This is a genomic window from Rhodococcus sp. TAF43, from assembly GCF_052113525.1.
Classification (GTDB): domain Bacteria; phylum Actinomycetota; class Actinomycetes; order Mycobacteriales; family Mycobacteriaceae; genus Prescottella.
Genome location: NZ_JBFRDL010000036.1, coordinates 41,408 through 50,499, shown reverse-complemented (window position 1 = coordinate 50,499; position 9,092 = coordinate 41,408). Strand labels below are relative to the sequence as shown.

The 9,092-nt window shown below is 66.7% G+C and carries 7 protein-coding genes; 4 read left to right on the top strand and 3 right to left on the bottom strand.

The window, feature by feature from the left end:
* The first annotated feature begins 108 nt into the window (after positions 1-108).
* The gene (pth, locus tag AB4Z09_RS20110) at positions 109-687 is read left to right on the top strand and encodes an aminoacyl-tRNA hydrolase (RefSeq protein WP_442240533.1); all 579 of its coding nucleotides are present in this window, start codon (positions 109-111) and stop codon (positions 685-687) included.
* A 20-nt stretch (positions 688-707) separates the two neighbouring features.
* Here the strand turns inward: pth and AB4Z09_RS20105 are convergent, their stop codons facing one another.
* On the bottom strand, positions 708-3,899 hold the full coding sequence (locus AB4Z09_RS20105) for a type I restriction endonuclease subunit R (RefSeq protein ID WP_302675477.1): 3,192 nt from the start codon (positions 3,897-3,899) through the stop codon (positions 708-710).
* 176 nt (positions 3,900-4,075) lie between these two features.
* Here AB4Z09_RS20105 and AB4Z09_RS20100 point away from each other — a divergent pair, with 176 nt between their 5' ends.
* The 3 genes from AB4Z09_RS20100 to AB4Z09_RS20090 all read left to right on the top strand — a co-directional run bounded on the left by AB4Z09_RS20100 (position 4,076) and on the right by AB4Z09_RS20090 (position 7,222).
* Positions 4,076-4,594, top strand: coding sequence for a hypothetical protein (locus AB4Z09_RS20100; RefSeq protein ID WP_174908885.1), 519 nt, complete (start codon positions 4,076-4,078; stop codon positions 4,592-4,594).
* Positions 4,595-4,638: 44 nt separating this feature from the next.
* The gene (locus AB4Z09_RS20095; protein ID WP_174908883.1) at positions 4,639-5,325 is read left to right on the top strand and encodes a DUF4352 domain-containing protein; all 687 of its coding nucleotides are present in this window, start codon (positions 4,639-4,641) and stop codon (positions 5,323-5,325) included.
* Positions 5,326-5,413: 88 nt separating this feature from the next.
* Positions 5,414-7,222, top strand: a complete 1,809-nt coding sequence (locus AB4Z09_RS20090) for a hypothetical protein (RefSeq protein ID WP_174908881.1) — start codon at positions 5,414-5,416, stop codon at positions 7,220-7,222.
* A 62-nt stretch (positions 7,223-7,284) separates the two neighbouring features.
* Here the strand turns inward: AB4Z09_RS20090 and AB4Z09_RS20085 are convergent, their stop codons facing one another.
* Both AB4Z09_RS20085 and AB4Z09_RS20080 read right to left on the bottom strand, forming a co-directional pair.
* Positions 7,285-8,853, bottom strand: a complete 1,569-nt coding sequence (locus tag AB4Z09_RS20085; RefSeq protein WP_174914526.1) for an HNH endonuclease signature motif containing protein — start codon at positions 8,851-8,853, stop codon at positions 7,285-7,287.
* Positions 8,854-8,904: 51 nt separating this feature from the next.
* Complete coding sequence (locus tag AB4Z09_RS20080) at positions 8,905-9,066, bottom strand: hypothetical protein (RefSeq protein ID WP_174908879.1); 162 nt, start codon at positions 9,064-9,066, stop codon at positions 8,905-8,907.
* Between the last annotated feature and the right edge of the window lie 26 nt (positions 9,067-9,092).

Genomic DNA, 9,092 nt, shown 5'->3' with positions numbered 1-9,092 from the left:
GGCGCGCCGTTGCTTTGTAGCGCTGCAGTCGTATGACGCTGCAGTCGTAGGACACCGCAGTCGTAGGACACCGCTGTCGTACGGCACGGATCGTGAAAGGACCCCTCGGTGAGCGACGAGAACGGCACCGCGTTGGTGGTCGGCCTGGGCAACCCCGGGCCGCAGTACGAGAAGACCCGCCACAACATCGGATTCATGGTGGCCGACGTGCTCGCCGGGCGAGTGGGCGGAAAGTTCAGCGCCCACAAGCGCAGTGGCGCCGAGATCGTCCAGACCCGGATCGCGGGTCGGCAGGTGATCCTCGCGAAGCCCCGCTCGTACATGAACCTGTCGGGCGGTGCGGTGTCCGGTCTGGCCCGGTTCTTCTCCGTCGAGCCGGAGAACATCGTCGTCGTGCACGACGAGCTCGACCTCGACTTCGGCACCATCCGCCTCAAGCTCGGCGGCGGCGAGGGCGGCCACAACGGGCTGCGCTCGATCTCGAACTCCCTCGGCACCAAGGACTACCTGCGCACCCGCGTCGGCATCGGCCGGCCCCCGGGACGTCAGGATCCCGCCGACTACGTGCTCAAGCCGTTCTCGAGCGTCGAACGCAAGGAACTCGACCTGGTCTGCGAGGAAGCCGCCGACGCTGCCGAACTGGTCCTCCAGCTCGGCCTGGAGGCCGCACAGAACCGGCTGCACTGAGGGCGCAGCCGGTCCGCCGCTCAGGCCGCCATCGTCGGGGCGATGGCCTCCATCTGCTCGATGACGAGCTTGATCGCGGCCGGCTGGCGATCCGGCGGATAGCCGTGCCGGGTCAGCAGGCGCTTGATCTGTGATCGCAGGCGAGCCTTGACGTCCTCTCGGACGGTCCAGTCGGTCGACGCGTCACGACGCATCACCGCCACGAGGTCGCGGGCGATGTCCGCGAGCTTGCCCTCCCCCTGTTCCTCGACGGCCGACTCGTTCTGTGCGACAGCGTCGTAGAACGCGAGCTCGTTGTCGTCGAGCGGCGGCGTGAATCGGTTGCCTCGATCCGATTCGGCGGCCACCTCCTTCGCCATCTCGACGAGCGCGGCGATCACCTCGGCGGAGGTGAGCTGACTGTTGGTGTACTTCACCATCAACGACTGGAGCTTCTCCGAGAAGGCGCGGAGCCGTATCACGTTGTGCTTGGCGGCCTTCTGCGCCTCGTCGTTGATCAGCTTCCGCAACGCCTCGATCGCGAGGTTGGGGTTCTTCGCTTCCTGCGCCTTGCGGATGAAATCGACATTGATGTCACCCAACGAGGGCTTCGGCATCCCGGCCGCGTCGTAGATGTCGAGGACCTCACCGGATTCGACCGACGCCGCCATCAGCTGCCGCAGTGCCCGCTGGACGTCCTCGGGCACGGCCTGACCACGCGCGTAGCGTTCCTCCGCATCCCACTTGGCCATGTAGATGCGCACTTCCTCGAAGAACTGCGCGATCGGGGCCTGCTCGCGGAGCGCCTCGTGGCTACCGCAGATGGCCCAGGTCCGCGAGAGTTGCGACGCGAACTTGCGGTAGCGGGCCGCGAGGGTCTCCTCACCCTCCCCCACCTGGTTCTCGGGATTGCGCGGATCCCTCAGATAGTTGACTGTCGCATTGGCGGCATCGAAGTAGGCTCGCGGACCGGGTTTCTGAAGCTGCGACCGCCAGTCGAAGCCGTGCAGGATGTTCTCGATGATCGTGATGAGGTTCTTCGCGGTGTCGACGGCGGCGTCGATGTCGCGCCCCATGGGCTTCTGCTGCTGATCCGTCTCCGTGTACTCGGCCAGCGCGTGCGCGAGATTGTCGGCCAACGGCGCGTACGCGACGAGCAGGCCGTCCTGCTTGCCGCGGAAGGTGCGGTTCACCCGCGCCAGCGCCTGCATCAGCAGGGCGCCCTTGAGCGGCCGGTCGAGGTACATCGTGTGCAGCGGCGGCGCGTCGAAGCCGGTGAGCATCATGTCCTTGACGATGACGAGTTCGAGTTCGTCGTCGATGTCCTTGATGCGCTTCTTGATCGCGGCGTTCTCGGAGTCGCGACGCACGTGGTCGCTGATCGGCGGCTCGTCGCTGGGGTTTCCGGAGTAGACGACCTTGATCCTGCCGGTGGACAGACTGTCGGTGTGCCAGTCGGGACGCAGCGCCACGATCTCCCGATACAGGTTGGCGCAGATCTCGCGGGTGGCTCCGACGATCATCGCCTTGCCCGTGGCGGTCGGGTTGTCCTCGGAATCGACGAAGGCACGCATCGCGGCCCGCCGGATCTCCCAGTGCTCGACGATGTCCGCTGCGAGCTTCTTCAGCCGGGCAGGGGCACCGTAGACGGCGTTGATGACCGCCACGCTCTTCTCGATGCGATCACGTTCGGTGTCGTCGAGCCCGATGGTCGCCTCGTCGGCCGACGCATCCAGATCCTGTTCCGAAACATCCTCGGCGAAGGACACCTTCACGAGCCGGCTCTCGAAGTAGACCGGAACGGTGGCGCCGTCTTCGACGGCCCGGGTCAGGTCGTAGATGTCGATGTAGTCGCCGAAGACGTCGCGAGTATTGCGGTCCTCGAACGAGATCGGCGTACCGGTGAACGCGATCAACGTGGCGTGAGGCAGTGCGTCGCGCAGGTGTCGTGCGTAGCCGTCGAGGTTGTCGTAGTGACTGCGGTGCGCCTCGTCCACGACGACGATGACGTTGCGGCGGGCGGTCAGGAGTGGATGGCTGGCACCGGAATCCCGCTCGTCCTTGGTGCGACCGAACTTCTGCAACGTGGTGAAGTAGATGCCACCGGTGGTACGGCCGGACAGTTCCTGCCGGAGCTCCTCGCGCTTGCGCACCTGCTGCGGCTGTTCGGGAAGCAGCCGCGACCGCAGGAACGTCTCGTAGAGCTGGCCATCGAGTTCTGTGCGGTCGGTGATCACCACGACCGTCGGGTTGGCGAGCGCCGGGTGTCGGATCACCTGGTTGGCGTACAACTCCATCTCCATGGACTTGCCCGAGCCCTGGGTGTGCCACACGACGCCGGCCTTGCCGTTGCTGGCCACCGCCTGCACCGTCTTGCCGACCGCCTTGCTCACCGCGAAGTACTGGTGCGGCTTGGCAATCCGCTTCAGCAGACCGTTCTCGTCCCGGTCGAAGGCGGTGAAGTGGCGGAGCAGCTGCAGGAAGCGTTCCTGGTTGAACAGTCCGTACAGCGCGGTGTCGAGCGGCGTCGTGCCGTCGGTGAGGGTCTCGGTCGTGACGGGGGTGCCGTAGTCGTCGACGTTCCAGGGCGAAAAGTGGTTGAAGGGCGTGAACGGCGTTCCGTACCGCGCGGTGATTCCGTCCGAGATCACGTTGAAGACAGCGAACCTGAAGGCGAGCGGGAACTCCTTCAGATACGTCCGCAGCTGTGCGTGCGCCTGGACCAGGCCGGCGTTCTCGGCTCCGGCCTTCTTGAGCTCGATGACGCTGACCGGCATCCCGTTCAGGTACAGCACGACGTCGAATCGCCGGTGATAGTCGCCCTTCACCAGCGTCACCTGGTTGACCGCGAGCCAGTCGTTGTCGTCGGGTTCCGCCGACAGCAGCCGGATGGTCGGGGTGATCTCCTCACCCGACTCGTCGACGTAGGTGATCTTCCGGAGCCCCTCGGTGAGGAACTGGTGGATCGCCTCGTTCTCCGCGATGGCATCGGTCGACCCTGCCGTCGCGACGGCGGCGACGGCCTCGTCCACGACGTGGTCGGGCAATTGCGGATTGAACCGCGCGATCGACGCGCGCAGGCGCGGCACGATCAGAAGCTCGTCCCACGATGCCCGTTCACCCGAACCGGGCGCGATGTCCGCTCCCGCAGTGGGCCTCCACCCGAGTTCACCGAGAACGTCGAGGGCCATCTGCTCCCAGTCGTTCTCGGTCAGCGCGCGGCTTTCGATCACTGCTATGTCCTCCCTCACAACAACACAACAGGGCAAACAGTACCGGGCACCCGCAATGGCCATCGAAGGTCAAATCGCCACCTCTGATAACCCCAGTTATCAGGAATCTCTTTGGCATTGCGCTTCTCCGGTCCTCACGATGTGGTCATCACCTCAACCGAACCAGGGAGTCCGTTGTGACCGCTTTTCTCGGGCCCGAGCCCTCGTCCGATCCGCTTGGAACGACCGTCGTCGACACCCCGTCGACGCAGCCGTCGGGCAAGCGGCCGTTCTGGATCGGACTGAGTGCCGGCGTCGCCGCGACCGCGGCGGCAGTCGGCATCGCGTTCGGTGTCGTCACCGCCGTCCGGGCCGCGAGCGCACCCGGCTCGTTCGACATCACCGGGATGATCACGCTCACGGGCAAGACCACCTCGAGCGGACTTCCGACCGGATTCACGTGTGCCGGGGCCGGCGGATACAGCGATCTGTCTTCCTCTGCGGCGGTGACGGTTTCGGACGAGTCCGGAACCCTGCTGGCGAAGGGCCACTTCACCGGCAGCAGCGGCAGCTCCGGCTACTGCATCTTCGACTTCACCGTCACCGATGTCCCGCGCGGCAGCAAGTTCTACGAGGTCGAGATCGCCCACCGCGGCGGCCTGTCCTTCACCGAAGCCGAAGCCGAGAACGGCGTCGCGCTCTCACTGGGCGACTGACGCCCAGCTTCCATCCCATTCGACATCCATCAGAAAGGTCGACCATGACCGCTCCCCAGAATCCCCTGCCCGGACAGCCCAACCAGTTCCCGGCCACTCCCCCGGCGGTCCAGCCGCCGAAGAAGAAGTCCAAGAAGTGGCCGTGGGTGGTGGGTGCCATCGCCGCCGTCGTGGTGATCAGCGCGATCAGCAACGGCAAGGACGACGCGACACCCGCCGACGGTCAGGCAGCGGCAGCAGACGTCGTCGCGGTCGACGCGGCAGCACCCGCGGCTCCGGCGGCACCCGCACCCGCACCGGCACCGGCACCGGCACCGGCCGCGAAGAAGGCCCTGCCCGGATTGAACGCACCGGTCCGTGACGGCAAGTTCGAGTTCGTCGTCACGGACGTCGAGACGGGGCTCGGCACTGTCGGCGACAACCCGTTCCTCACCAAGAAGGCGCAGGGACAGTTCGTGATCGTGACGATGACTGTGCAGAACACCTCGGACAAGCCGAAGGGACTGAGCCCGAGCGACCAGGAGCTGTACGACTCCCAGGGGCGCAAGTTCACCGCCGACACGTCGGCGGGAATCGCCCTCGACTCGGACGTCTCGGTCTGGGACGAAATCAACCCGGGCAACAAGGTGACGATGAAGGTCGTCTACGACATGCCCGCCGACACCGCGCCGGCCGAGATGGAACTGCACGACTCGATGTTCTCGAGCGGCTCACGAGTCGCCCTCCAGTAGAGGGCCCGATCGGGCGGGCGCGAGCGCTGGGGGGTGCCCGCGCCCGCACCGACATATTTCGTAAAGCAGATCAAGGGGAGGAACAAGCATGACCGGCTCGGCCGCCGAACGCATCGCCACACTGGAGTACGCCGTGGGACCGCGGCGCGGAATCGTCCACACACACAATCCTGCGCGCTGGGGTGCCAGCGGAGCGGTGCGGCCCAGTTCGATCTCCGCGCCGCATGCTGCGGCCGTCGAATCTGCGGCATCGGCGTTCCACTATTCCGACGCCTGCGCGCTCTGGCTGCATCTCGCGCAGCCGGCGGCCGACCGCATCGAGATCACAATGCTCAACGACGACGCGCTGGTAGCCTCACCCGACCCGGAGGTCGTCTACCACCTCACCGGCGTCGACGGCGTCTGGCCCCGGGGCGAGGATCCACGCCGCTATACCGCAGTCCCGACCCGGGAAGTACTCGACGAACTGCTCGACAGGCTCGACGATCACAGTGGCCTGCTCGATGCCCGGCCGGCGAGTGCGCACGACATCTGGGATCACTTCGTCAAGCCTGACGAACGGACCGATCCTCGGGTGCGGGAAAGTATCGGGCCATACACGGGCTGGAGGCTGATTCCCGAGTCCTCCGTGCGCGTCGAGCCGCTGGGCCGGAACAACTTTCGAGAGGCCGATCGGGTGGCAGTCATCCAGGCGGTGATCGACAGCGCCGGTGGCACTGTCGCGGGGTGGTGCGATGCTCACGACGCGCTGTTTCGGCCGTCGGGGGTCGACGACAGTCCAGTCCTCGCGCAAGTGCAGGCACAGGATCTCGACGCGGACGATCGACGCCTGGTCCGCGAGCTCTTCCTCGATCTGGTTCTCTGGCAGGCGGATCGAACATCCGGCGCCCATCCGAGGACGACGCGGCACGACACGCTCGGCGTGCAGTGCCCCGCCGAAGTGGACGCCACCTTCCACGGGATCGGTCCGGATCCGGACGGCCGGAAGCTCTTCATCGGCGCGGGCAGGGACGGGTTCGAGTTTGCGGCGTACGACTCCGGTTCCGTCCCGGTGCTGTCGGAACCGGTGTATCGCGTGGTCGTGCCGCACGAGGGCATCCGCGCTCTCTGCGACCGACTGGGCGCACCCGCGCACGCGCACCCGCTGCCGGTCGTCAGCCTGTTCGCGGACGAGATCGCCGATCTCGGACCGCAGGAATGGCTGCGGCGCAACTCTGTGGAGGACTGGACCGAGGAACACCCCGAGCCCGTCGCGACCCCCACGTCGCGGGAACTCGCGGAGGACTTCGTCGCAGCCCTGCACCGCCCTCCCGCCGGCGGGCACGGATCGGGGGTCGGGCTTCCCGGCAAGACGGAGTTTCCCGCCACCTGGTCCCGGGAGACGGTGATGGCCCGGATCGAGTCGACGACGGTAGAACCGCAATCGCGGACGGTCATCGGCTGGACGGTGTTCGACGAACGCGAGTTCGACGGTGTCTGGGTGTGCGTGGTGTGGCGGCGCCGGCCGGACGAGGAGCCACGTGTGGTCACCGCGTATCCGCTGAGCGGCGACGGAGTGGTGTTCAACGAACTGCCTGACGACTATCCGAGGAATCTGGTGATTCCGACGGCGAACGACCTGTGCAAGGCAGTGGATTCGGCGCCGGATCAGCTGGTGCGCTTGGTCCGGAACACCGCATCCTGCGGCGAACCGTACGAGGCGATCCTCGCCGGCCTGCATGTGGCGACCGTGCACGGTATCGCGCTGCCGCTCGACCTCATGGACAACGTCGCGCAGCTCATCTTCGATAGGTTCTTCGACGACGCCGACTACGAGGAGCTGACCGCCGTGTTCTCGGCGCTGGCGGAGCGCGATCACCCGGGTTCGGTGTGGGGCCCCCAGGGATGGCTGGGCTGATAGGAAATCGTCGCGGCGGATAGGGAGTCGCCTCGGCCCTTCCGCGGCTCGATGCACCGGGCTCAGAAGGGCGCGGTGTCGTCGCACTCGACGACCGTGGGCGGCTCCGGTGGCGGCGCGGCTCGACGCCCTCGAAGGCTTGCGGGGAACCAGCTTTCGACGAGATAGTCGAGGTCGAGTTCGGCTTTCGAGTACCGGAGCCGTGCAAGGGTTCGTGAGTCGGTGAGCCGATCGACGAGTCGGGAATCGAGCCCGGCGCTGAGAGTCGGTTGCGGGTCCGAATCGGAGAACGGTCCTTGCGGATATGTCACGCTGGTCCGACCGGTGGGATCGATCCACTCGAGCCGGCCTTGCCCGACTTGGCGGACGGTCCAGTAGCCGAGGGTCTTGATCCGGTGGTGGGTCCGGCACAGGCACGCGAGATTCGACTCGACGGTGAGCCCGCCGCGATCCGGGTTCTCATGATCGAACGGGACCGTGTGGTCGAGGTCGCATGCGGTGGCGGGCGCGGCGCAGTTCGGGAAGCGGCACACGCCGTCCCGTGTCCTGACGATGTCCGCCAATTGGGAGCTCGGACGATAGGTTGTTGCCCGCAATCGTTCTCGCGTTCTGGAAGCGAGCGATTGTGGAGATTGTTCGGGGGACGGAAGTGTCGGTCCGATCCCGAGCACCGGCCCGGTGTTGCTGTCGCCGGTGAGCCTGGCTCGATCTGCCGCGGAAAGCGTCAGGACCTGCTTCCACGTGGCGTCCGCAGCGAGTTCGCGGGCCAGATCGGCGTCTATCGCGCCGTGTCCCGACAGGTACCCGGGGGCGTCGTCGAGTCCCAGCAGTGTCGACGCATCGACTCCGACGAGCACCTGTACCTGGACGCCGGCGCGGTTCTTCGCTGTGGTGTCGGTGCGGGCGGTGCAATCCACGCTGCCGCAGCGGCACTCGAGGTGGGTGTGGCCGGCGGCGAGAGCGACGAGCGCGTCTGCCCGGCGCTGCGCATGGGTCCGTGGGTCGTGTCCGCAGACGTCGAAGCTCATGGCCCGGAGTCGGGTTGCGAGGATGCGACCGCCCTCGGCGGGCAGCAGTCCGTCCAGGTGCGACATCGCGTGGTCGCCAGCAATTACTCTCACGTCGCGGTCCTCGACAGCACGTCGGCGCCGTTCTCGCGCGCCGTCAGGGTCGAGCCTCGCAATCAGACGTCGGGCACGCTCCTTCAGTCGCGTGGTGGTCGACTGCGCCGCACCGTCGAGCAGGCAGCGCTCGATCTTCTCCAGCTTGTCGTCGGAGACATTCGCCAGCGCCTCCGACAGCGCGTGGGCTTTCGCGAGGTCGATCCGCCCAGCCTGGAACTGGGCACGAACCTGATGCAGTCGCCACCGCAGGTCACAGCCGAGCCCGATCATTCGCCGGGCGGACACCTCAGTGAGCCCGAGGAGGCCGGCCACCTCGACGTGCGCGAACTCGCCGTGGTGCGCCTCGTTCCTACCGAGACGCGCATCCTCTTCGCAGCGGGTGACGAACAGCGTTGTCACCGCATCGATCTCACTGAACTGTTCACGCGCGATACGGGCGTGCCGCTCGACGAGGACGGCGGCCACATCCGCGTCCGCCGCCTCAGCCAACACCCCCGTATCGAACATGCTTTCGACTCTAGTGGAGCCCTCCGACAATCTCAGGCGTTTGCCGCGTTCTCACTCGCCCGACCCCTGGGCGAGGCGTCGGTTCAGTTCTGCCGAGCGCTGCGCCACTCGACGCGCGATCTCGGCGACGCGCTCCTTGTCGACGTGCATGCCCGCGGCGAGCGCTTCGGCATCGGTGCGGCGATCGTCAGCTTCGTCCAACCTGTCCCCCACTTATCCTTGGCCGGGCCGGTTCTCGA